The sequence below is a fragment of the Streptomyces sp. NPDC058751 genome (assembly GCF_042746485.1).
Classification (GTDB): Bacteria; Actinomycetota; Actinomycetes; order Streptomycetales; family Streptomycetaceae; genus Streptomyces.
Map to the genome: position 1 here is coordinate 121,046 of NZ_JBHYPZ010000014.1, position 21,859 is coordinate 142,904.

Here is a 21,859-nt window from a genome sequence, read left to right on the forward strand (position 1 = left end):
CCCCGGCAGGTGACCGCCCCCGGCCGGCCCGGGGTGTGACCGGACACGGCCCGCCGACCCCGTGCCGCTCACCGGTCCTCCAGGTCCTTCGCGGGTGCGGCGGACCAGCCCCGCGGCACGGCCGCGCCGGCCGGCCACAGGGACCGGTGGCCGGCCGCGTCGGCCAGCACCACGAAAGCGGCGGACGCGTCGTCGAAGGGGTCGTCGGGGGCCGCGACGTCCAGCACCCGCAGATTGCCGTACTCGTCCAGCCGGGCGGCCCGCCCGGTGCGCCACATGCGGGCGGTGCCCTCCGGGGCGCCGAAGGGATCGGGCAGGAACCGCTCGCCGCCGCCCGCGCCCGCCCCCAGGTAGCCGCGCGCCACACCGGCACCCGCGATGTACAGCGCCCCGGTCGCGCCCGGGCCGACCGGGCGCAGCCGCGCGTCCAGGAGATAGGCGCGGTGACCGGGGGCGGGCCGGGCCGGGGCGCCCGGCGTGTGCTCCACGACCAGCCGGGCCTCCGCCCAGCCGCCGCTCACGGTCAGCCCGGCACCCTCGGTCCGCGCCAGCGACACCAGCGCGCTCAGCACGTCGTCGGCGCCGCCCAGCACCACCCGCGCCCCCTGCCGGCGCAGCCACCCCAGCACCTCGTGCGGCACCTCCCGGCTCAGCGAGCCGTCCGGGACGTGCACCCGCGCACCGCCCACCAGGGCGCTCAGCAGCCCGATCGCCGCGTCCCCGTCGGGGTAGCCGCGCACCAGCCAGGCCGCGCCGTCCGCCGTCGCCGCGGTCACGGCCTCGCCGCCCACCGCGACGACGCCCTCCTCACCGGGCAGCAGCAGGAGCGGGTCACCGGCACGCAGCGGCCGGATCCGGTCCTTTCCCCGCACCGGCCAGTGCCCGGCACCCGGCCGGTGCCCGGCCGCCTCCTCGCGCACCAGCCGCGCCGCGCCGGGCACGGCCGGCAGCAGCAGGTCCGCGGTCTCGTCGAGCAGCAGCACCACCGGCTCCAGCGACCGGTCCACCTCCAGCGACGGATCGACCGGCACCAGCGCGGCCCCCGTCTTGGCCACCGCCAGCGCGGCCACCGCGAACCCGGCCGGTGAGGACAGCGCGGTCAGCACACAGCCGCCGGGACCGGCCCGGTGCTCGAGCAGGGCGTGCGCCAACAGATCCGAGCGCGCGTCGAGTTCGGCGTAGTCCATGCCCTCCAGCGCGAGCGCCCCCGGGGCGCGCGCCACCTGCGCCGCGAACAGCGACGCCACGTCCTGGTGGGCGAGCGGCACCTCCTCGCCCGCCCACACACCTCCCACGCCCGCCGCCCCGGGCGGATGCAGCCGGCTCAGCGCGGCGTCGGGCGCCTCCAGCGCCGAGCGCAGCACGGCGGTCAGCTGGGCGGTGACCTGGGCCGCCGCCCGGTGGCCGACCGTCTCGTGGCGGAAGGTGACGGTGACACCGACACCGGCCGCCTCGCCCGCGGGTCCCTGCCGCTCCGTCAGCGTCAGCCCCAGGTCCGCGGCCGGCACCGCGGGCGTGCAGTGCTCGGCCTGCACACACAGCCCGGCCGCCTCGAACCGGCCGGCGCACTCCTGCACCACCGCCAGCGCGACCCCGCCGGGCAGCGCCGCCAGCGCCGCCTCACCGTCCCGGTAGGCGGCCAGGTCCCGCTCACGGACCCGGCGCAGCAGCTCGGTGAAGGAGGGATCGCCCGAGGCGTCCACCGTCAGCGCCAGCACCCGCCCGTACGGCCCCACCGCCTCGCGCAGCGCGGCGGTGTCCCGCGCCGGGACGGGCGCGGCCACGGTCACCGGGTCCTGCGCGCCGAGCCGGCCCAGCAGGGCCACGAGCGCGGCGTGCACCACCATGAACACGGTGCTGCCCTGCTTGGCGGCCAGCCGGGTCAGCCGCGCGTGCAGCTCCGCGTCCAGGCCGGCCTCCAGCGTGCCGTAGGAGGCGTGGCCCGCGCGCGGCCCGCTGCCCGGCCACACGGCGGGCGCCCGGTCACCGAAGACGGCGCGGGGAGCCGCGTCCAGACCGGCGGGGGAGCGGTGCGGGGCGCCCCCGCTGACCCGCGCCCCGTAGGCGCGGGCCAGGTCCGCGGCCAGCGGCACGTGCGACCACAGGTCCACCGAGTCGGCGGGCAGGGCCAGCTCCAGCAGATGGTCGTCCACCGCCAGCGCGCGCAGCCGCGTGCCGGCCGCACCCAGCCGGGAGTTGCGCAGCGCCGCATGGCGCCGCCCCAGATCCTCCAGGGCCGCCTCCAGGGCGCGCCCGTCCAGCGCCCCGCGCAGCCGCAGCGAGAACGTGCGGCTGTCGCCGGCCGCATCGTGCGGCCCGGTCACCGCGGCGGGCGCCTCGCCCACCAGCGCGGCGAACGCGGCCGGCGTCGGCGCCTCGTACAGCGCCCGGCTGCCCGGATCGACGCCCAGCGTCTCGCGGACCCGCGACAGCAGCCGGGCCGCCGCCAGCGAGTGGCCGCCGATGCGGAAGAAGTCGGACTCCGCCCGCACCCGGTACCGGGGCAGGCCCAGCGCCTCCGCGAACAGGTCACGGACGATCTCCTGGACCGGCGTGCCGGGCTGGGTGCCCGGCCGGTCCGCGCCGCGGCCGGGCACCACCAGCGCCGCCCGGTCCACCGCACCGGCCCCGTCCAGCGGCAGGGCGTCCAGCGTCAGCAGCACGGACGGCACCATGTGCTCGGGCAGCCGCTCCCGCAGATGGGCCCGCAGCACGGCCTCCAGATCCACCGCGTCCCCCAGCAGGACCGGAGCGTTCGCCCACCCCTTTGCCCCGGCGCCCGGTTTTGCCCCCGCGCCGCCCTTTGCCCCGGTGGCGGGTCCCGCGTACACGCCCGTCACCGGGCCCGCGGGCACCTGCGCGGGATCCAGGAGGACGATGTCCAGCAGCTCGGGGCTCTCGCCCCAGGTGGGCAGCGCCCGGTAGCCCAGCCGCCCGGCCCGCTCGCACAGCGCCTCCACGTCGGGGGCCGGCGCGTCCCGCGGCGCCAGGTCGATGCCCTCGCGCGGATCGAACAGGGAGCACATCGCCGCGTACTCGTCGTGCACCCGCCGGTTGGGCACCCCGGCCAGACGCAGCACGGCGGGCCGCGCCGCGGTCACCCGGTCCACCACCTCCAGCCCGCCCGCCGCCGCCGTGTCCCAGCGCACCACCGGCGCACCGCACAGGTCGGCGACCGGCTCGGCGGTGCACAGCACCACGTCGTAGCGGTAGCGGGTCAGCTCGTTGTGGTGCACACCCCGCCTGAGACGCACGTCGACCGCGCGCACCGCGGGCAGCTCCCGGGCGAGCGCCCCGAACAGGGAGGGGGAGAGCAGCAGTTCGCTCTCCAGGGCCAGCCGGCGGTCGACGGAGCGGCGCAGCTCCTCCCGCCCGCCCCCGGCGGCACCCGGCCGGGCCAGCGCGATCCCGGTCTGCAGACAGCGGGCCAGATCCAGACTGCGCACATCACCCACGAAGAGCGAGCCGCCCGGGGCGAGCAGCGCCAGCAACCGCTCCAGAACGGTCCGCAGACGCGCCGGGCCGGGCAGGTACTGGACCACCGAGTTGACGACGATCACGTCGAAGTGCCCGGCGGGCAGCCCGCCGGTGTCCTGCGCGTCCCGGCAGTCCAGCCGCACCTTGTCCCTCAGCACCCGGTCCGCCTCCACCCGCGCGCCCAGCGCGGCGACGGCGGCGGGGGAGAAGTCGGTGGCCCAGTACTCGTGGACCTCCTCGTCCCGGGCGAGGTGGGCCAGCAGCAGCCCGCTGCCCACACCGATCTCCAGCACCCGGCGGCGCGGCAGCTCCCTGATCCGGTCGAGGGTGGCGAACTGCCACTCCCGCAGCTCCTCGAGCGGGATCGGCAGCGCGTCGTAACTGCTGTTCCAGCCGGTGAAGTCGTCCCCCAGCTCGCGGGAGGCGGCACCGGCGTGGAGCGCTTCGTGGATCTCCTTCCACCGGGCGGTCTGCACCTCCTGCGCGCCGGCCGCCGCGGCCGGCGGAGCCGGCACCACGTGCGCCACCAGCCGCCTGTCGCCCTCCGCGCCCTCGTGCACGGACACCGCCGCGGCCGACACCGCCGGGTGCGCGCCCAGCACCGACTCGATCTCCCCGAGCCCGAACCGCCGCCCGCACAACTCCACCCGCTCCTCCACCGGTGCGGCCGCCCCCGCAAACCCCTCCCGCCCACCGTCCGGGCCGCCGGCCGGCCGGGCCCCCGACGCCAGAGCGCCCCACACCGCGAAAGCCACCGCGTCCGCGTCCGCGAGGCCCGCTCCCGGGGTGCCGGGGGAGCGCACCAGGTCCAGCACCGCACGATGCGGCACCACGACCCCCTTGGGGGCACCCGGGGCGTAGCAGACGCACAGGGCGTCGTCCGGGCCGGCGCTCTGCTCGGGCAGGGCGCCGGAGCGCCGGGCGATCTCGGGCGCCTCGGCGTCCAGCGCGAGGACCACCGTGTCCAGGCCCGCGTACTCCGCGGCCTGCGCGCTGCGCGTCAGCACCGCCGCGGCCGCGCTGTCGCGCACGATCAGCCGCCGCCGCTCCGCACGGTCCGCGGGGTCCAGCAGGACGTAGGCCGCCCCGGCCCGCACGATCCCCAGCAGCGCCGTCACCGTCTCCGGGCCCGGCAGCAGCGAGGCCACCACCCGGTCGCCGCGGCCGATGCCGCGGGCCCGCAGATGGGCGGCGAGACGATTGGCCGCGCGGCCCAGCTCCCGGTAGGTGAGCGTCCCGCCCCGGCCGCCGGCCCGCGCGGGACGGTGCACCGCGACCGCGTCGGGACGCTCCTGGACCTGCTGCTCGATGAGGCCGGAGATGGACATCGGTACCCGCTCCTTAGGACACGCCTTCCGGCTTGGCAAAATGTTTCCTGAATATTGGCAAGAGCTGCCTGAGGTGGCGTCCTGAGGCGGTCGAGCGGTACTGGAGTCCCAGGTCGCGAGGGGGCGTTGCCGCCAGGGCGAAGGGCGCGGGGTTGCCAGGACGCCCGGCGCGGGGGAGTGCCCCGCGATCACCGGGGGGTGCCGCGCCCGTGCCGTCGCCCCGAAAACGCCGAAGCCCCCGCCGGGCATGGCTGCCTGCGGGGGCGTCACGGGGCGGGCACGGATGCCCGGGCGCGGATCAGACGCTGGCGACGGTGGGGGCGACCGGCCAGGTGATGTCGCCGGCCTGGACCGCGGTGGGGGCCACGGGCCAGGTGACGTCGGCCTGGATGGCGGTGGGGGCGACCGGCCAGGTGATGTCGCCGGCCTGGATGGCGGTGGGGGCGACCGGCCAGGTGATGTCGCCGGCCTGGATGGCGGTGGGGGCGACCGGCCAGGTGATGTCGCCGGCCTGGACCGCGGTGGGGGCCACCGGCCAGGTGACGTCGGCCTGGACCGCGGCGGGGGCGACGGGCCAGGTGATGTCGCCGGCCTGGACCGTGGAGGCCGTCTTCGCCGCCTGCCGGCCGGTCGTGTCGGCGGCGGTGGCGCCGGCGGCGGAGAAGGCGGTGAGAGCGGTGAGGGCGGTGGCGGCGGTGACGATGCGGGCGATGCGGTTCATGGCGGGCTCCTCGGTGTCAATTTCGTTTTCGTTGCTTGGCAACCTTCTGCCAAGAAGATTGGCAACCAAAGCTCGCGAATTGGTGGGGAATGGGTCGATTCGGACTCAACGGGCACGCCAGGAGCCCTCCGGAAGGTGCGCCGACACCCCGGAATTGCCCAGAAAAAGCGGCTCTGAACTGCGGAGACGTAAATTCTTGGCAGAGCCGGAATCGCCCTGGCAACACTTGGCAATTCCTGGAGAACCGGGCTGGACGCGGCCGGAATCCTTGCCGTCGGGCCCGCGCTAGAGCCGCGCCTGAGCCGGTGCCGTCCGAGGTTGCCAAACCTTCGACCATCCAGGCAAGGTGTTGCCAAGAAGTAGGCAATCATTTGCCTCACCTGTGGGGGGAGGCCCCTGAAGTGAACGAGAAAGCCCACGGTGACCGCAGGATCCACCTCAATTCGGCCGGCGCGGGCCGCATGCCCGCGGCCGTCCGGGAGGTCCTCACCCAGTGGACGCGTTTCGAGGACCGCCACGGGCCATGGGAGCTGGACGAACGCCTCGAGGACGTCCTGCACCGGGAGATCCACCAGCGGCTGGCCGCCCTGCTCGGCACGCCGCCCGGGGACACCTTCCTGTGCACCGGCGCCGCCGAGGCGTTCGCCGCCGTGCTGTCCCGGCTGCCGCTCGGCCCGCGCGCCCGCGTGTGGACGACTCCCTACGAGTCGGCCGCCAACCTCAGCGCCGTCCTCGCGCTGCGCACGCGCACCGGCTGCCGCACGGAGGTCGTACCGCTGCGCCCCGACGGCGACCTCGACCTGGAGTGGATGGCCCGGCACATCGGCGACGACGTCGCCCTGGTCTGCGTCCCCCACGTGCCCTCGGGCTGCGGCATCGTCCACCCCGTCGAGGACATCGGACGCATCCTCGCCCCCTACCGGTGCCTGTACGCCGTCGACGCCTCGTACGCGGTGGGCCAGCTGCCCGTGGACGCCGCCCGCATCGGCTGCCACCTGCTGACCGGGGACGGCTGGAGGTTCCTGCGGGGCCCGTACGCGGCCGGGTTCGCCGGCGTGGCACCGCGGCTGCGCGAGGTGCTGGCCCCGCACGGCGGCCTGTTCCTCGCGCCGCCGCACGGCGCCGCGGCCGCCGCGCTGAACCAGGCCCTGGCCCTGCACGCGGCGGCGCCTTCGGCCGAGGACCTCGCCCCCCGCCTGCGCGCCGCCGTCCAGGACACGGCCGGCACCGAACTGATCGCCCCCGGACGCCTGCAGAGCGGCATCGTCACCTTCCGGCACCAGGACGTGTCGGCCGCGCTGGTGCGCCGCCGGCTCGCGGACCGCGGCGTCGTCGTGTGGAAGACGGTCGCCGACGAGGTCCCGCTGTACCTGCCCGAACGGGGTGTGGTCACAGCGGTGCGCGCCTCCGTCCACCACGACAACTCGGCCGGGGACATCGAGGTGTTCGCCGACGCCCTCAAGGACGCCGTGACCCGGCCGGCCCCCCTGCCCGCCCGCGGGCCGGCGCCGGCCGCACCGGCACCGGCCGCGCCCCCCGTGCCGGCACAGGCGCAGGTGCCCGGGAAGCCGCGCGCACGGGCGGCCGGACGCCGCCACCTGGCCCTGGTGCCCGGCCCGGCGGCCGCCGGCCGGCTCCAGCCCGGCGCCTGACGCCCGGCGCGCCGGCGGCTCCGGCCGGGGCCCCGCCCGTCCTCCCGGACCGCCGGCACCGGCCGCCACCGGCCGGCACCGGGGTGTGCCGGCCTCGGCCGTGCTCGAGGCGGTTTTGAAAGATGCTCGATCCGCGCCGCGAAGACTGTCCGCACCGAAGGCGGGTCCCGGCAGACACCCCCCGGGACCCCCGGCGTCCCCCCACCCCCGGGGACGCGGACGAAAGCGGAGGCTTGAGACCATGACCGTCGACCTCGCGGGCACCGCCGGACACACCGCTCCCGCAGGGGAGTTCGCCGCCCTGTACGCGCAGGCGCAGCGGTTCTACGCACACCAGATGCGGCTCCTGGACACCCACGACACCGGCCGCTGGGCCGACACCTTCGCCGAGAACGCCCTCCTGCACCCGCCCTTGCTGCCCGCCCCGGTGCGGGCCCGCGCCTTCCTCGCCGGCTACGTACGCCGCGGCGCGGCACACCGGCGGCTGGCCGGCGGCCGCCTGGACCACTGGGTCGGCATGCTCGACGTGCGGCCGCAGGCGGACGGCTCGCTGCACACCCGCTGCTCGGCCCTGGCCTACCTCACACCGGCCCCGGAGGGCCCCAGGGCACTGCACGTGTACGTCATGCAGGACGTCCTGGTCCGCTCGCAGGGCGAGTGGCGCATCACGCACCGCCGGATCACCCGCGACGACCTCGCCTGAACGGGGCCGGGCCCGTGGAACACCGCTGCGGCCGGACCCGACGTTCCCTCCACGACGCGGGACACCCGGCCGCACCCCTCCAGGCCCTGTCGTGCACGCACATCCTCCCCCTGCCCGCGCCCGCCCGCCGCCCCTCGGCGAGGGCGGGCGCACCGACGGGGCGGGAGATGCGTCCGCACCCGCTCGAGAACCGCTCGAGGCCCGCTCACGGCAGCGGCCCTCGGCACCCCCGACGCCGCTATCGTCCTCATGCCGTCACCTCCGGGCCCGTGCGCCGACGGGCCGAACGCCGCAGTGTCTTCTCGATGGAGTCCTCATGCACAACGCGGAAGAGCCGAAGCTGCGCCTGTTCGTGTTCCACCACTCCGGCGGCTCGCACCTGGCGTACCGCGACTGGCCCGCCAGCTTCCCGGCCCGCTGGGACGTACAGATCCCCGACGCACCGGGCCGCGGCCCCCGCGACCGGCGCCCCGCGCTGCGCGACGCGGGCGCCCTGCTCGACCACTTCCTGCACGAACTGGCCCCCCGCCTCGAGGGCCCCTACGCGTTCTTCGGGCACAGCATGGGCGGACTCGTCGCCTACGAACTGACCCGCCGCCTCCTCGACGCGGGCCGCACCCCGCCCCTGTGGCTCGGCGTGTCCGCGCGCGGCACCCTGCACCCCGACGGCGACCCGGTGCACCGGCACCTGCTGACCGACGCCGAACTGCGCCACGAACTGGCCACGATGGGCGGCACCCCCGCCGAGGTCATGGACCACGACGAGCTGTGGGAACTGTTCGAGCCGACCATCCGCGCCGACCTGCGCATGAGCGAGACCTGGCGCACCCCGCCCCGCACCGCCCCGCTGCCGGTGCCGCTGTCGGTGTTCGGCGGCACCCGCGACCAGGTGGCGCCCCCGCACCGCCTGGACGGCTGGGCCGAGGCCACCGAGCACTTCCTGGGCCGGCACCTGTTCGACGGCGGCCACTTCTACTTCCAGGACCACCTGCCCGCCCTCGCCCAACAGATCCAGGACGACGTGCGCCGCGCCCGGCTGGGCACCCGCGCCCCCTCCCCGGCGGCACGATGACCGTCCTCGGCCTCACCGCGGCGGCCCCGGCCCGCACCCGGACGGCCCAGACGGCCCAGACGGCCCAGACGGCCCAGACGGCCCAGACGGCCCAGACGGCCGAGGCGGTCGAGGCGACCGAGTTCCGGCTGCTGGGACCGGTGGCCGTCCACGACCGGCGCACCGGGACCGGCATCACCCCCTCCGGCCCCAAACAGCGGGCCCTGCTGGCCACCCTGGTCGTCCACGCCGGCCAGCAGCTGTCCGTGGACCGCCTGGTGGAGGAACTGTGGGGCGACAAGCCCCCCGCCAACGCCCCCAGCGCCCTGCACACCCACGTCGCCCGGCTGCGCCGCCTGCTGCCCGCCCCGGGCCACGAATGGATCAGAACCCTGCCCACCGGGTACCTGCTGCGCCTGGGCGGCGCCTCGACCGACGTGGCCCGCTTCACCCGCCTGTCCGGCCAGGGCCGGGCGGCCGTCCCCCAGGACCCCCGCCACGCCACCCTGATCCTGGACCAGGCACTCGCGCTGTGGCAGGGCACGGCCCTGCAGGACTCCTGCCACGGCCCCCTGTGCACGGCCGAGGCGCACCGCCTGGAGGAACAGCGCCTCACCGCCCTGGAGGCCCTGTACGAGGCCTGCCTGCACTGCGGCCGCCACGCCGAGACCGTCAGCGACCTGGAACGGCTCACCGCCGCCCACCCGCTGCGCGAACGCCTCTACGACCTGCTGATGACCGCCCTGTACCGGTGCGGCCGGCAGGCCGAGGCCCTCGGCGCCTACGAACGCGCGCGCCGCCACCTGGTCGCCACGCTCGGCGTGGAACCGGGCCCGGCGCTGCGCTGCCGCCTGGAGGCCGTCCTCAACCACTGCCCCCCGCCCCCGCCGCCCCCGCCCCCGGCGGGCCTCGCCGCGCAGGTGGCGCGCCTGCAGGCCCGGATCGACCAGCTGGCCAGGGACCAGGCCGACCTGCTGCGCCGCCTGCGGGAGCAGGACGCGGACGCGGCCCGCTGACGGCGCGGCCACCGCCGCCGGGCGCCGCGGGCGGCGGTCGCGGCCCGCGGGGCTCAGAGCAGGCCGGTGAACGCGGCGAAGACGTCGTCGAGTTCGTTCGTGTGCACGGTGAGCGACTCGGGTGCGAGCCCCGCCGAGTCCAGGACCGCGAGCACGGCCCGTACCGTCTCCACACCGGCGTCGGCGGGGACCTGGAGGACGCCGGTGCCCGGCTCGCTCCACGCGCCGTCGAAATGCGCGCCGGCCCGCTCGAGCTCGTCCGGGTCGGTGAACCGCAGCCGGACGACGGCGGCGGGCGCACCGCCGGGGGCCTTTGGCCACGGCCCGCCGTCACCGGTCCCGGCGTCGCTGTCGCCCGCGGGGCCGGCGGGGTCGGGGGCCCGGTGGGCCGGCAGGAGGCTCAGGACGGAGCGGGAGGAGGGCACCGGGTACTCGGGTCCGTCGAAGAAGAGCCCGCCCCCGTCCCCGTACCCCTCGCCGTCGCCGTCGTCGTGCCGCGTGCCGCCGGTTCGCGTCAGGGCGTCCAGCAGGACCGTCCTGGCCTCGGGCGGCAGCAGGGCGGCGAGCCGGCGCGCGCAGTCGCGGGCCCGCTCCCCGTCGCCGCCCGCCGCGGCGACCAGCTCGTGGACGAGGACGGCCGGCTGCGGCGCGTGCCCGGATCCGGACCAGGTGCCCGCCGGCCCGAGAACCCGCGGACGCTGTCGCTGTTGCCACTGCTCGTTCACGCCAGGACCTCCTCGTCCGGGTCCGGCACGATCACCGTCCCGGTCCCCTCGTCGGTGAACATCTCCAGCAGGACCGAGTGCGCGATCCGCCCGTCGATCACCCGGGCCGCGCCCACCCCGCCCCGTACGGCCTCCAGACAGCCGGTCATCTTGGGCACCATGCCGTCGCTCAGCTCCGGCAGGAGCTTTTCCAGCTCGTCGGCCGTCAGCCGCGGGATGACCTCGGCACGGTGCGGCCAGCCCGCGCACAGCCCCGCGACGTCCGTCAGCATGACGAGCGCGTGGGCCCGCAGGGCGGTCGCGAGCGCGGCCGCCACGGTGTCGGCGTTGACGTTGTAGACCAGGCCGTCCTCGGCGCTGCGGGCCAGCGGCGAGAGCACCGGGATCCGGCCGCCGGCCAGCAGGCCCTCCAGCACGGTGGTGTCCACGCCGGTGATGTCGCCGACCCGGCCGACGTCCACGGGTTCCCCGTCGATCCACGGCACGTGCCGCACCGCGGTGAGGGTGTCCGCGTCCTCGCCGGTCATGCCGACGGCGAGCGGGCCGTGACGGTTGATCAGCCCGACCAGCTCGCGCTGCACCTGGCCGGCCAGGACCATGCGCACCACGTCCATCGCCTCCGGCGGGGTGACGCGCAGGCCCGCTCTGAACTCGCGCTTCATACCGCGCCGTTCGAGCTCGGCGTCGATCTGGGGGCCTCCTCCGTGCACCACCACGGGCCGCAGCCCGGCGTAGCGCAGGAAGGCGATGTCGCGGGCGAAGGCCGCCGTCAGGCCGTCGTCGACCATGGCGTGCCCGCCCAGTTTGACGACGACCGTTTGGCCCTGGTGACGGGCCAGCCACGGCAGGGCCTCACCGAGGGAGCGGGCCTTGGCCTGGGCCTGCTGCACGCTGACGGTCATGAGACCCTCGCCCGCCGAACGAGGCCGCCGACCGGGAAATCGGTGCTCATGGGTCACGACTCCTTCTGTGGGGGCCCCGGCCACGGGCTGGACCCCGTGGCCGGTGGACATGCGCTGGAAAGCTGCACGAAAGGACTTGGCTGTGCTGCGGGTTCTTGGGACGGTGAACTCCGGCCGGCCCGGGGCGGGCGCCGCGGTTCTCGCGCGCGGGTCCTCGAGTGTCCTGCCGCGGGGTCACGTCCTGTCAACGGGACGGCGGCCGGGCCCGCCGCCTCAGGCGGCCGAGCGCGCCGCCCGCACGGCGCCGGCACCGCTCAGCTCCCGCTCGGTGCGGCGCAGCACGATCGAATCGGCGATCTCGCCGCTGCGGACCGCGATGTTCGACAGCAGCGCCGAGGACAGGCCGTGGGTGTGCTCGGTGCCGCCCTGCAGGTAGACCCCGCTCGTCAGCCCCGAGCCGCTGACGAGGCGGTAGTCGCGTTCCACCCGGTGCCTGCCCGAGCCGTCGCGCAGGAAGTGCCGGTCGAAGCCGCCCAGCAGCCGGGCGGGGTCCAGGCCGTCGTAGCCGGTGGCGAACACCAGGGCGTCGACGGCGAGTTCCTCCGTCCGGTCGTCGAGCAGCGAGCGCAGGCCCACCCGCGTCTCGCCGCCGGCGCGCTTGACGTCGGTGACCCGGGTGAGGTTGCGGAAGCGCAGGCGCTCGACGCCGTGCACCCGCTCCTCGTAGGAACGCCGGTACAGGTCCCGGATGACGTCGGAGTCGACCACCGAGTAGTTGGTGTTGCGGTGGTAGCGCCAGAAGGCGTCCCGGGCCTGGTCGGTGCCGAAGTAGTGGTCGTCGACCGCTCCGGGGTCGAACACCTGGTTGGCGAAGGGCGTGTCGTCGGCGATGGCGTAGCCGTAGGAGGGGACGACCGCGCAGACCTGGGCGTGCGGCAGCGAGTCGTGGAAGAACCGGACGATCTCGGCCGCGCTCTGGCCGGCGCCGACCACCGCCACGCTCCTGAGGCCTTCGGGGTCCTGCGCGTTGAACCTGGTGAGGAACTCCGAGCTGTGCCACACCCGTTCGTCGGAGCTCACGCCCTCGGGCAGGCGCGGCACCAGACCGGTGGAGATGACCACGTTGCGCGCGGTGACCACCCGGGTGCCCTCCTTGGTGCGCACCTCGATCTCCAGCAGGTCGCACTCCGCCTCCCCGGCCCCGGCGACGGGCCGGATCGAGGTGACCTCGGCGCCGTAGGTGACCCGGTCGCCCAGATCGGCGGCCGCCCACTCCAGGTACTGGTGGAACTCCTGGCGGGTGGGGAAGAAGTCCTGGTTGTTCACGAACTGCACCAGCCGGTCCGAGGCGTGCAGGTAGGAGACGAAGCTGTACCGGGACAGCGGATTGCGGTACGTCGCCAGGTCCTTGAGGAACGAGATCTGCATGGTCGTCGACGGCAGCAGCATGTTGCGGTGCCAGCCGAAGGCGGGCTGCCGCTCGAAGAAGTGGGCGGTGACCGGCTGTTGGGGAGTGCTCGCCCCGTGTTCTTCCAGAGCGATCGCGAGCGACAGGTTGGACGGGCCGAACCCGATGCCGACCACGTCGTAGACCTCTTCGCTCCGCCTGCCCGTTGTCTGCATGTGAACGCTCCCGATAGGTGTGGAGATCAACCGGTGGCCCGCAGCGCCCTCCGGCTTGGCAAAACCTTGCCATGATGTTGGCAACTCGATCCTGAGATCTGGTCTCGTGACGCTGGAGCGATGGCGGAGTCGCTGGTGGGAGAGGTGACTTCGGCGCACGAGGACGGGAAACCCTTGCCGGGTCCCGTGCGCACCGCACCGCGCCGGGCGCCGCGGGGCGCGTGCCGGGCGCCGGGTGCTTCGGGCCGGGCGCGTGGTGCCGGCCGGGCCGGAAAAGCGGGAGCCGGGTGTTTTCGGAGCTTTTCTCGAAAAGGAATCGAGGACCGCTGGAGAAGTCCTTCAGATCTTCTCCAGGCATACGGAATGTGGAAGCATTGTCCTGTCGGCGGGACGGCCGTATGGTCGGCCGGGATCCTCGAAACAGACCGATTTCCGAAAAGGAGAATGCGAATGTTCGTGCCCGGCTTCTACCGCGAGCCGAATGATTCCTGGACGGCGGATCTGATCCGCGGGAACCCGCTGGCTCTCGCGGTGACCAACGGCAGTCCCGAGACCGGCCCCTTCGCCACGCACCTGCCGGTCATCTTCGACCCCGCCGCCCCCCGCACCGGCGAGGACCTCGCCGGCGCCACCCTGCTCGGGCACATGAACCGGGCCAACCCGCACTGGACGGCGCTGCGCTCGGGCGACGTGCTGCTGCTGACGTTCACCGGCCCGCACACCTATGTGTCCCCCACCGTGTACGAGAAGACCCCGGCCGCCCCGACGTGGAACTTCACCGCGGTGCACGTCCGGGGCGTGGTGGAGAAGATCGACTCGACCGAGGAGACGCTGGAAGTGGTGCAGTCCACCGTGCGCGCCTTCGAGGGGGCCTTCGGCAACGGCTGGGACATGACCGACTCGCTCGGCTACTTCCGCAAGATCGTGCCCGCCGTCGGGGCCTTCCGGTTCACGGTCACGGGGGCCGAGGGCATGTTCAAGCTCAGCCAGGAACAGCCGGGCGAGGTGCGCGAGAGGGTGCGGGAGTCCTTCGGGCAGAGCGGCTGCACGCACAAGCGCGAGGTCGCCGGGCTGATGAACCGGCTGCCGTGAGACGCCGGTGGCCCCGGCGCCGGCCCGCTCAGGCGCTGATGGCCACCGGCCGGGGCCGGGACCCGGCGAGCTCCTGCGTCTCCTGCGCGCCGGTGGGACCGGCGGCCTCGAAGCGCTGCTCCGCCGCCGCGCCGGACACCTCCAGGGCGGTCGCGGCCGCGCTGTCCAGCGTGGCCATCACCCACTGCTCGAAGTCCACGCCCAGCTGCTGCGCGGCCTGGTGCCACCACTCCAGACGGCTGCCGGGAACCTCCAGACGGCGGGCCGGCCTGGCGGGGACGGCCGGCTGCTGCTCGCCCTGGCGCGCGGCGCGCAGCGCGCCGCGCAGCTGCTTGGTGGTCCACTGCCGCTGCTCGGCGCGGTCGAGCCACAGCTCCTGGTCCGCGACCGGCATGGACGCCAGCTCGGCGTGGTGCTGGAAGCTCAGGGCGGGACGGCGCCGGTCGAGGGTGAAACGCCGCGAGACCCACGCGTAGTTGCGCAGGGTCTGGTACGACAGGTTGGCGGCGCGTATCCCGCGCTGGTAGCGGTCGGTGTAGTGGTCCTTGCCGTACACCATCCAGTCGCCCAGCCACCAGGAGGACGAGTCGAGGACGTCGGCGAGCTGCCGGCCGGCCCGCTCCCACTCGTCGTAGGCCATCTTGGCGGGCATCTGCAGGCCCACCTTGGTCGTCAGCACCGGGACCCGGCGCGGCGCGGACGCCGTGGCGCGCGCCTGCCGCGGCGTCATCTGCGGGACGGCGGCCGCCGCGCCGCCCTGCGGCCCCGCGATCTGACCGGCCTGGTGCGCCATCATGCCTCCAAAGAACGGTGCATACAACCGTCGCCAAGCGTCACACGAAGGCCTGGGGCGGCACCGGAGCGGCACTCGAACCGTTGCGCGTCGAACTTCCCCGCAGAATGCATCCGCTTTCACCGGAAAAACACCCGCCCCCTTTTTTCGCCGGGAAATACGGAAGCCGTATCCGCCGCGCGGGCTCCGGAAAAGGCAGAGCGCGTGGGGGACGGTTCTCCCGACGGGAAAAAAAGGGGGCGGTGCGGGTCCCGGGGCGCGGTGGCCTCAGCGGCCGGGCCGGCGGCCCCGGAGGGAGGACGAACGCTCCGCACCGGCACCTGCACCTGCACCTGCGTCGGCACGGACCGCGGACAGGGCCGCCCCGAACCCCTCCAGGAAGGCGTCCACCTCACGGTCCGAGACGGTCAGCGGCGGGGCCAGCCGGACGACGTCCGCGACCGCCGCGTTCACCAGCACCCCCCGGTCCTGGGCGGCCTGCTGCACGCGTGCCGCGAGATCGCCCTCCAGGGCGACGCCCACCAGCAGGCCCGCGCCGCGGACCTCGCGCACCAGCGGATGGGCCAGGTCCTCCAGACCGCGCCGCAGCCGCCGCCCCGCCCGCAGCACCCGGTCCAGCAGGCCCTCCCGCTCGATGGTGTCCAGCACGGCCAGAGCGGCCGCGCACACCACCGGGTTCCCGCCGAAGGTGGAGCCGTGCGTGCCGGGGGTCAGCAGGCCCGCGGCCGTGCCGAAGGCGAGCGTCGCCCCGATGGGCAGACCGCCGCCCAGGCCCTTGGCGAGGGTGACGACATCGGCCTCCACGCCCTCGGCCTGGGCCGCGAACCAGTGCCCGGTGCGCCCGATGCCGGTCTGCACCTCGTCCAGGACCAGCAGGGTCCCGGTCGCCGCCGTGATCGCGCGGGCCGCCCGCAGATAGCCGGCCGGCGGGACCACCACCCCGTTCTCCCCCTGCACGGGCTCCAGCACCAGCAGCGCGGTGTCCGCGGTGACGGCCGCGCGCAGGGCCCCGGCGTCCCCGTAGGGCACATGGGTGACCTCGCCCGGCAGCGGCAAAAAGGGCCGCTGTTTCGCGCTCTGGCCGGTCAGCGCCAGGGCCCCCATGGTGCGGCCGTGGAAGCCGCCGGCCGCCGACACCATGTGCGGCCGGCCGGTGAGCCTGCCGATCTTGAAGGCCGCCTCGTTGGCCTCGGCACCGGAGTTGGAGAAGTACACCCGGCCCGCACGTTCGGCGAGGGCCAGCAGCCGTTCGGCCAGACGCACGGTCGGCTCGGCGACGAACAGGTTCGAGACGTGCCCGAGCGAGGCGATCTGCGCGCAGACGGCCCCCACGACCGCGGGATGCGCGTGCCCCAGCGCGTTGACCGCGATACCGCCGAAGAAGTCGAGGTACTCGTTGCCCTCGGCGTCCCGGACCCGGCAGCCCCGGCCCTCGACCAGAGGCAGCCGCGGAGTGCCGAAGTTGTCCATCATGACGTCCTGCCAGCGGCCGGTCAGCGCCGCGTTGGCGGCCCCGCCGCCCGCCCGGGCGTTTGCCGCGCCCGCCCGGGCACCGCCCGCGGCGCCGCCGTCCGGCACGGCCCCGGCGGGCGCGTGTTCGAAAGGGCTCATCAGATTCCTCCGTGGATTGGGGCGGGCCGCTCGCCCGCCGTGCCGCACGCCGCGAGGCCGTCCGCGCCGCCCCGGCTCACGGCGCGATCCCGGCCGTGGAAAGCCCCAGCTCCTCCGGGAGCCCCAGGGCGATGTTCATGCACTGCACCGCGCCGCCCGCGGTGCCCTTGGTCAGGTTGTCGACGGCGCTGATCGCCACGATCCGGCCGACCGCCGGGTCGAGGGCCACCTGGACCTGGACGGCGTTCGACCCGTGCACGGCCCCCGTGCCGGGCCACTGCCCCTCGGGCAGCAGCCGTACGAACGGCTCGCCGGCCAGCGCCTCTTCGTAGGCGGCCCGCACCTGCCGGGCATCGGTGCCGGGCCGCACGTCGGCGGAACAGGTGGCCAGGATGCCGCGCGGCATGGGGGCCAGCGTCGGGGTGAAGGAGACGGCGACCCGGCGGCCCGCCACGGCGCTGAGGTTCTGCACCATCTCCGGGGTGTGCCGGTGGCCGCCGCCCACCCCGTAGGGCCGCATGGACCCCATCACCTCGCTGCCCAGCAGGTCCACCCGGGCCGCCTTCCCGGCCCCGGACGTGCCGGACGCCGCGACCACCACCGCCTGCGGCCCGGCGATCCCCGCCGCGTAGGCGGGAAAGAGCGCCAGCGACACCGCGGTCGGGTAGCAGCCCGGCACCGCGATGCGCCGGGCGCCCGCCAGCTTCTCGCGGGCGCCCGGCAGTTCGGGCAGGCCATAGGGCCAGGTGCCCGCGTGCGGCGAGCCGTAGAACCTCTCCCACGCGGCCGCGTCGGCGAGCCGGAAGTCCGCCCCGCAGTCGATGACGAGCGTGTCATCGCCCAACTCCCGTGCCACGGCGGCCGACTGGCCGTGCGGCAGGGCCAGGAAGACGACGTCGTGCCCCTCAAGGGCCTTCGCGCCGGTGGGCTCCACCTCCCGGCCGGCCAGCGCCGCCAGGTGCGGCTGCAGCGCGCCCAGCCGCAGTCCGGCGCTGGAGTGCCCGGTCAGGGCGCCGACGCGCACCTTTGGATGGGCCAGCAGCAGACGCAGCAGCTCACCTCCCGCGTAACCGCTCGCTCCGGCCACGGCCGCTCGCACTGTCATGGGCCCTCCAGGTGGGACGGGGTCGGAAATTTTTTGCGCGGTCTCAGCCGGACGCCGGCGGGCAGAACTCGGCGTTCAGGATGGGCAGGATCCCCGAGGCGTCCCAGTCGCCGTTGTAGTTGAAGGTGAGCTGGTGGCGGCCGTCCTCGCTGAAGGCGGCCAGCGTCAGCGACCCCACCACGCCCCCGTCGTGGTACCAGATGTCCCCGCAGCCCATCGTGAGCTTCTCCACGCCCAGCCCGTAGGACGAGATCGGCAGGTCGGGGTTGACCACGGTCGTCTTCAGCTCCGCCAGCTGCCGCGCCGGCAGCAGCTTCCCGCCCATCAGCGCCCGGTAGAACAGGTTCAGGTCGTGGGCGCTGGAGACGATGTCGCCGTCCCCCCAGTTCTGGGAGCCGTTCAGCTCGGTGACGTCGTCGATCCGGTCCGGCTGGGTGTCGTAGAACAGCTTGGAGTAGCCGCGGCTGCTGGGCCGGGGCAGCTGGCTGCTGGTGCCGGGGTTGGACGTCGACTTCAGCCCCAGCGGCTCGATGATGCGCAGGCGCACCTCGTCCTCGTACGTCCTGCCCCCCACCTTCTGGACGATCAGGGCCGCCAGCAGGTCGTTGGTGTGGGAGAACGCGTGCCGGGCGCCGGGCTGGAACAGCGGCGGGTGGGAGAAGGCCACCCGCAGGCGCTGCTGGGCCGTCAGGGTGTCGTAGCGGTGCGCCAGGAAGCTGTCGCCCATGGTGTACGTCTGGTAGTACGGCACGTCGGCCAGGTAGTCGAACAGGCCGCTGGTGTGGTTCAGCAGCTGCCGCACGGTGACCGCACCGCCGTCGTTGCCGTTGCCGGTGACCACACCGGGCAGGTGGCGCTCCACCGGGTCGTCGAGGCCGAGCCTGTTCTCCGCCGCCATCTGCAGCAGCACCGTCGCCACGAAGGTGTTGGTGATGCTGCCGGTGCGGAAGCGGTCGTTCTTGCCGCGCGGCGCGTTCGTCGCCCGGTTGCCGACGCCCGCCGCGCTCTTCCACACGCCCGCGGCGTCCCGCGCCTCGGCACTCACGCCGGGGACACCGGCCGCGACGGCCGCCTCGATCGCCGCCTGCGTGTCCTGGTGGCCGGCCGCCCCCGCGGCCGTGCCCCCCGATGCCCGGGCGGGACCCGTGAGGACGGTGGCCGTGAGCGCCACCGCCGCCAGACCGACCACGCCGGCCCTTGGCCTGTTCCGCATCGTCATCGTCGTTTCCCCGTCTCTTCGTCTCGTCCGCACGTTGGCTGGATCCGTACAGGTGCGGTTCGTGGCGGCACCGTAGGTCAGCTGGCTCGCGGGCAACTCGCGCGGCGGCACCGCGGCCGAAAAGACGCAGGTACGCGCCGTCCGGCCGCTCGGCCGCCACCCCCCGCGGCGGCCGGAACCGGTCGTTCTGCCGGTGCGGGCAGGGCCGTTCGGGGCGCGCCGGACACGGCCGGGCCGCGCCGTCCGTGCCGTCCGTGCCGTCCGTGCCGTCCGTGCGGCGGCGTGCGGGCCCCGGGGTCACCGCGGGGGAGGAGCGGCCACCGCCCGCGCCTGCGCCGGTGCGGTGTCCAGGGCCGTGGCCGCGTCCCGTGCCATCTGCCGCAGCAGGGGAGCGGGATCGTCCTGGAAGTAGAAGTGACCGCCCTTAAAGACGTGCAGGCCGAGGAAACGTTCGGCGTGATCCGCCCAGCCGGCCATCCGCCGCGGGGAGGCGAAGCGGTCCGAGCCGCCCGCGTAGGCGGACAGCGCCACCGGCAGGGGACCCGCCGCGGGATCCGGCCGCCAGGTCTCCACCAGGCGCAGGTCGGCCCGGATCACCGGGGCGAACAGGGCCCACAGGCCGGGATCGTCGAAGACGGCGCCGGGCGTGCCGCCGAGCAGCCCCAGACGCGTGCGCAGCTCGGCGTCGTCCGGCTCGCGGTACCCGCCGCGCCGCCTCGCCCACTGCGGCGCGGCGCGCGCGGAGACACCGACCCACACCGGCAAGGGCAGGCCCAGCCCCCCGGCCCGCCGGGTGATCTCGTACGCCGTCAGGGCGCCCATGCTGTGCCCGAACAGGGCGTAGGGGACGTCCAGTTCGTGCTCCACGGAGCGCAGCAGGAAGTCGGCGAGACGGCCGGCGTCGTCGATCTGCGGCAGGTCGAGCAGGAGTCCGTGGCCCGGGGCGTCGAGCAGCCGCACGTCCCAGGTGTCCGGCAGTCCGGCCGCCCAGCGGCGGTAGAGCACGTGGGAGCCGCCCGCGTGGTGCAGGACGAACAGACGCAGGGCCGGCCGTGTGCCGTCCATCGCTCCCCCTCACATCGAGCCGCACGACTTCGCACCATAGAACGCCGCCGGGCCCGGCCCGGCCGCGCACCGCGGGGACTCCGCCGCCGGTCGGGCGGCCCTCGAGCGAACCTCAGGCGCGCCCCGGCCACGGGCGCGGGCAGCGTCGCCGCGAAGGGGGCGGTGGCCCGCGGGCGCGGCATCGTGGCACAGGAAGACGGCCCGGTACAGAGGATCACCGCGGGGCGCGGGCACGGGCGCACGGCGGGGCCGGCTTCCTTGTGGCGCCCACCGCGCGCTCCCTACGGTTTCGAGACATCGCCGGGGCCGCCACCGGCGCCGGCTGTCCCGTCGACCGGACGGCGCGGGTGTCCCGTCGACCGGACGGGCACCGGCCGGCGGACCCGCGCCCGGGGCCCTCGCGCACCCGGCCAGGCGATTTCCCATCCCGAGTCAGCCCCTGACCGACAAGGACGGTGCCCAGTTGAGCACGAACCCCTTCGATGACGCGGACGGCCGCTTCTACGTGGTCGTCAACGACGAGGAGCAGCACTCCCTGTGGCCGGTGTTCGCCGAGGTGCCCGCGGGCTGGCGTGTGGTCTTCGGTGAGTCGGCCAAGGCCGAGTGCCTGGAGTACGTCGAGCAGAACTGGACCGACCTGCGGCCCAAGAGCCTGCAGGACGCCATGGCGGCGGACTGACCGCCGGCCCCTCCCGCGGACCTGCCCGGGCGACGGCTGTCGTCCCCCAGGTGCCGGTCCGCGCCCAGGAAGACACGTCGAGTGGGGAGTTGAAGGTTGTGACGGGGGCTGTGAGAACCGCGGGCAGGCCCGGACCGGGGCTTGTGGACGCCGGCCGTGCGCCGGCGCAGGGCGACGTGGTCCTGTCCTTCACGGGATCGCAGGCCACGGTGCAGAAGTCGGGGATGGTCTTCCCTCCCAACCTGCCGGAGCGGTCCTGGGAGCGGATCGGCGCCAACCTGCGCGAGCTCGTGAACTCCTCCGCGTGGTGGCTCGCCGACTGGCTGCTCTACGGTGAGGCCACCTACGGGTGGCGGCGCTACAAGGAGGCGATCGAGCGCACCGGGCTCGACTACCAGACCCTGCGCAACTACGCGTGGGTGGCCCGGCGCTTCGAGCACCACCGCAGGCGCGACAGCCTCAGCTTCGCCCACCACGCCGAGGTCACCCGCCTCTCGCCGCCGGAGCAGGACTACTGGCTGCGCAGGGCCGAGCAGCAGAAGTGGTCGCGCAACGAACTGCGCAGGGCGGTCCGCGCCGGGCTGGCCGCGCAGAGCGACGAGACCGGCACCGGCCCGGCCGCCGGCGCGGGCGACCCCAAGACACCCCCACCCGTCACGGACCCGGCCGTCACGGACCCGGCCGTCACGGACCCACCCGTCACGGACCCGGCCGTCACGGGGCCTGCCGTCACGGGGCCTGCCGCCGCCGGGCAGCGGCAGCAGGCCACCACGCTCACCATCGAGCTGTCCGCCGACCAGCTGGAGCACTACTCCCGGCAGGCCGCCGCGCACGGCCTGCCCGTCGGCCGGTGGATCACCCGGACGCTCGACACCGCCGACCGGCACACCCCCGGGTCCACCGCAGGCCGGCACGCCCCCGACCAGCACGCCGCAGGCCGGCACACCCCCGGCCTGCGCACCGCCTGAACCAGCGGCGCCCACCGACGCACCGCACCGCCCGAAGGCGCACCGCCCCAAGACGCACGCCCCAAGGCCCCGGCACGCCCGTCCCGCACGGCGGGCCGGCGGCCCGTCCCGCCGGACACCCCTCATATC

17 protein-coding genes are annotated in these 21,859 nt (G+C 75.2%); 7 read left to right on the forward strand and 10 right to left on the reverse strand.

Annotated features, from left to right (window positions below; genetic code table 11):
• Positions 1 to 68: 68 nt before the first annotated feature.
• Both ACFW6B_RS15865 and ACFW6B_RS15870 read right to left on the reverse strand, forming a co-directional pair.
• Positions 69 to 4,805, reverse strand: coding sequence for an AMP-binding protein (locus ACFW6B_RS15865; protein ID WP_386596187.1), 4,737 nt, complete (start codon positions 4,803 to 4,805; stop codon positions 69 to 71).
• Between the two features lie 298 nt (positions 4,806 to 5,103).
• The gene (locus ACFW6B_RS15870) at positions 5,104 to 5,526 is read right to left on the reverse strand and encodes a hypothetical protein (RefSeq protein ID WP_386596189.1); all 423 of its coding nucleotides are present in this window, start codon (positions 5,524 to 5,526) and stop codon (positions 5,104 to 5,106) included.
• A gap of 401 nt (positions 5,527 to 5,927) precedes the next feature.
• Here ACFW6B_RS15870 and ACFW6B_RS15875 point away from each other — a divergent pair, with 401 nt between their 5' ends.
• The 4 genes from ACFW6B_RS15875 to ACFW6B_RS15890 all read left to right on the forward strand — a co-directional run bounded on the left by ACFW6B_RS15875 (position 5,928) and on the right by ACFW6B_RS15890 (position 9,948).
• Complete coding sequence (locus ACFW6B_RS15875; protein ID WP_386596191.1) at positions 5,928 to 7,178, forward strand: aminotransferase class V-fold PLP-dependent enzyme; 1,251 nt, start codon at positions 5,928 to 5,930, stop codon at positions 7,176 to 7,178.
• A 241-nt stretch (positions 7,179 to 7,419) separates the two neighbouring features.
• Complete coding sequence (locus ACFW6B_RS15880) at positions 7,420 to 7,881, forward strand: nuclear transport factor 2 family protein (RefSeq protein WP_386596193.1); 462 nt, start codon at positions 7,420 to 7,422, stop codon at positions 7,879 to 7,881.
• A gap of 316 nt (positions 7,882 to 8,197) precedes the next feature.
• Entirely contained in the window at positions 8,198 to 8,953 is a 756-nt protein-coding gene (locus ACFW6B_RS15885; RefSeq protein ID WP_386596196.1) for a thioesterase II family protein, read from the forward strand.
• Positions 8,950 to 9,948 carry a BTAD domain-containing putative transcriptional regulator gene (locus ACFW6B_RS15890; protein WP_386596198.1) on the forward strand — a complete coding sequence of 333 codons (999 nt, stop codon included), beginning with the start codon at positions 8,950 to 8,952 and terminating at the stop codon, positions 9,946 to 9,948. The genes ACFW6B_RS15885 and ACFW6B_RS15890 overlap by 4 nt, the downstream gene beginning before the upstream one ends.
• Before the next feature lie 53 nt (positions 9,949 to 10,001).
• On the opposite strand, the gene ACFW6B_RS15895 is transcribed toward ACFW6B_RS15890, so the two are convergent.
• The 3 genes from ACFW6B_RS15895 to ACFW6B_RS15905 form a co-directional block, all read right to left on the reverse strand.
• Positions 10,002 to 10,673 carry a hypothetical protein gene (locus ACFW6B_RS15895; protein ID WP_386596200.1) on the reverse strand — a complete coding sequence of 224 codons (672 nt, stop codon included), beginning with the start codon at positions 10,671 to 10,673 and terminating at the stop codon, positions 10,002 to 10,004.
• A complete protein-coding gene (gene argB, locus ACFW6B_RS15900; protein WP_386596202.1) occupies positions 10,670 to 11,575 on the reverse strand; it encodes an acetylglutamate kinase in 906 nt (301 codons plus the stop codon). Before argB ends, ACFW6B_RS15895 begins: the two co-directional genes overlap by 4 nt.
• Positions 11,576 to 11,848: 273 nt before the next feature.
• Positions 11,849 to 13,198, reverse strand: coding sequence for a lysine N(6)-hydroxylase/L-ornithine N(5)-oxygenase family protein (locus ACFW6B_RS15905; RefSeq protein ID WP_386596204.1), 1,350 nt, complete (start codon positions 13,196 to 13,198; stop codon positions 11,849 to 11,851).
• 450 nt (positions 13,199 to 13,648) lie between these two features.
• Between ACFW6B_RS15905 and ACFW6B_RS15910 the strand changes: the two genes are divergently transcribed.
• Positions 13,649 to 14,290, forward strand: a complete 642-nt coding sequence (locus tag ACFW6B_RS15910; protein WP_386596206.1) for an FMN-binding negative transcriptional regulator — start codon at positions 13,649 to 13,651, stop codon at positions 14,288 to 14,290.
• A 28-nt stretch (positions 14,291 to 14,318) separates the two neighbouring features.
• Here the strand turns inward: ACFW6B_RS15910 and ACFW6B_RS15915 are convergent, their stop codons facing one another.
• The 5 genes from ACFW6B_RS15915 to ACFW6B_RS15935 all read right to left on the reverse strand — a co-directional run bounded on the left by ACFW6B_RS15915 (position 14,319) and on the right by ACFW6B_RS15935 (position 20,083).
• The gene (locus tag ACFW6B_RS15915) at positions 14,319 to 15,086 is read right to left on the reverse strand and encodes an LmbU family transcriptional regulator (protein WP_386596208.1); all 768 of its coding nucleotides are present in this window, start codon (positions 15,084 to 15,086) and stop codon (positions 14,319 to 14,321) included.
• Positions 15,087 to 15,350: 264 nt separating this feature from the next.
• Positions 15,351 to 16,556: an acetylornithine transaminase gene (locus ACFW6B_RS15920; protein ID WP_386596259.1), complete on the reverse strand. Its 1,206-nt coding sequence runs from the start codon at positions 16,554 to 16,556 to the stop codon at positions 15,351 to 15,353.
• Positions 16,557 to 16,770: 214 nt separating this feature from the next.
• A complete protein-coding gene (gene argC / locus ACFW6B_RS15925; protein WP_386596210.1) occupies positions 16,771 to 17,799 on the reverse strand; it encodes an N-acetyl-gamma-glutamyl-phosphate reductase in 1,029 nt (342 codons plus the stop codon).
• A 43-nt stretch (positions 17,800 to 17,842) separates the two neighbouring features.
• Positions 17,843 to 19,018 carry a serine hydrolase domain-containing protein gene (locus ACFW6B_RS15930; protein WP_386596212.1) on the reverse strand — a complete coding sequence of 392 codons (1,176 nt, stop codon included), beginning with the start codon at positions 19,016 to 19,018 and terminating at the stop codon, positions 17,843 to 17,845.
• Between the two features lie 297 nt (positions 19,019 to 19,315).
• On the reverse strand, positions 19,316 to 20,083 hold the full coding sequence (locus ACFW6B_RS15935) for a thioesterase II family protein (protein WP_386596214.1): 768 nt from the start codon (positions 20,081 to 20,083) through the stop codon (positions 19,316 to 19,318).
• Between the two features lie 463 nt (positions 20,084 to 20,546).
• On the opposite strand from ACFW6B_RS15935, the gene ACFW6B_RS15940 reads away from it, so the two are divergent.
• Both ACFW6B_RS15940 and ACFW6B_RS15945 read left to right on the forward strand, forming a co-directional pair.
• The gene (locus ACFW6B_RS15940) at positions 20,547 to 20,762 is read left to right on the forward strand and encodes an MbtH family protein (RefSeq protein WP_386596216.1); all 216 of its coding nucleotides are present in this window, start codon (positions 20,547 to 20,549) and stop codon (positions 20,760 to 20,762) included.
• Between the two features lie 143 nt (positions 20,763 to 20,905).
• Complete coding sequence (locus tag ACFW6B_RS15945) at positions 20,906 to 21,730, forward strand: LmbU family transcriptional regulator (RefSeq protein WP_386596219.1); 825 nt, start codon at positions 20,906 to 20,908, stop codon at positions 21,728 to 21,730.
• Positions 21,731 to 21,859 lie beyond the last annotated feature (129 nt).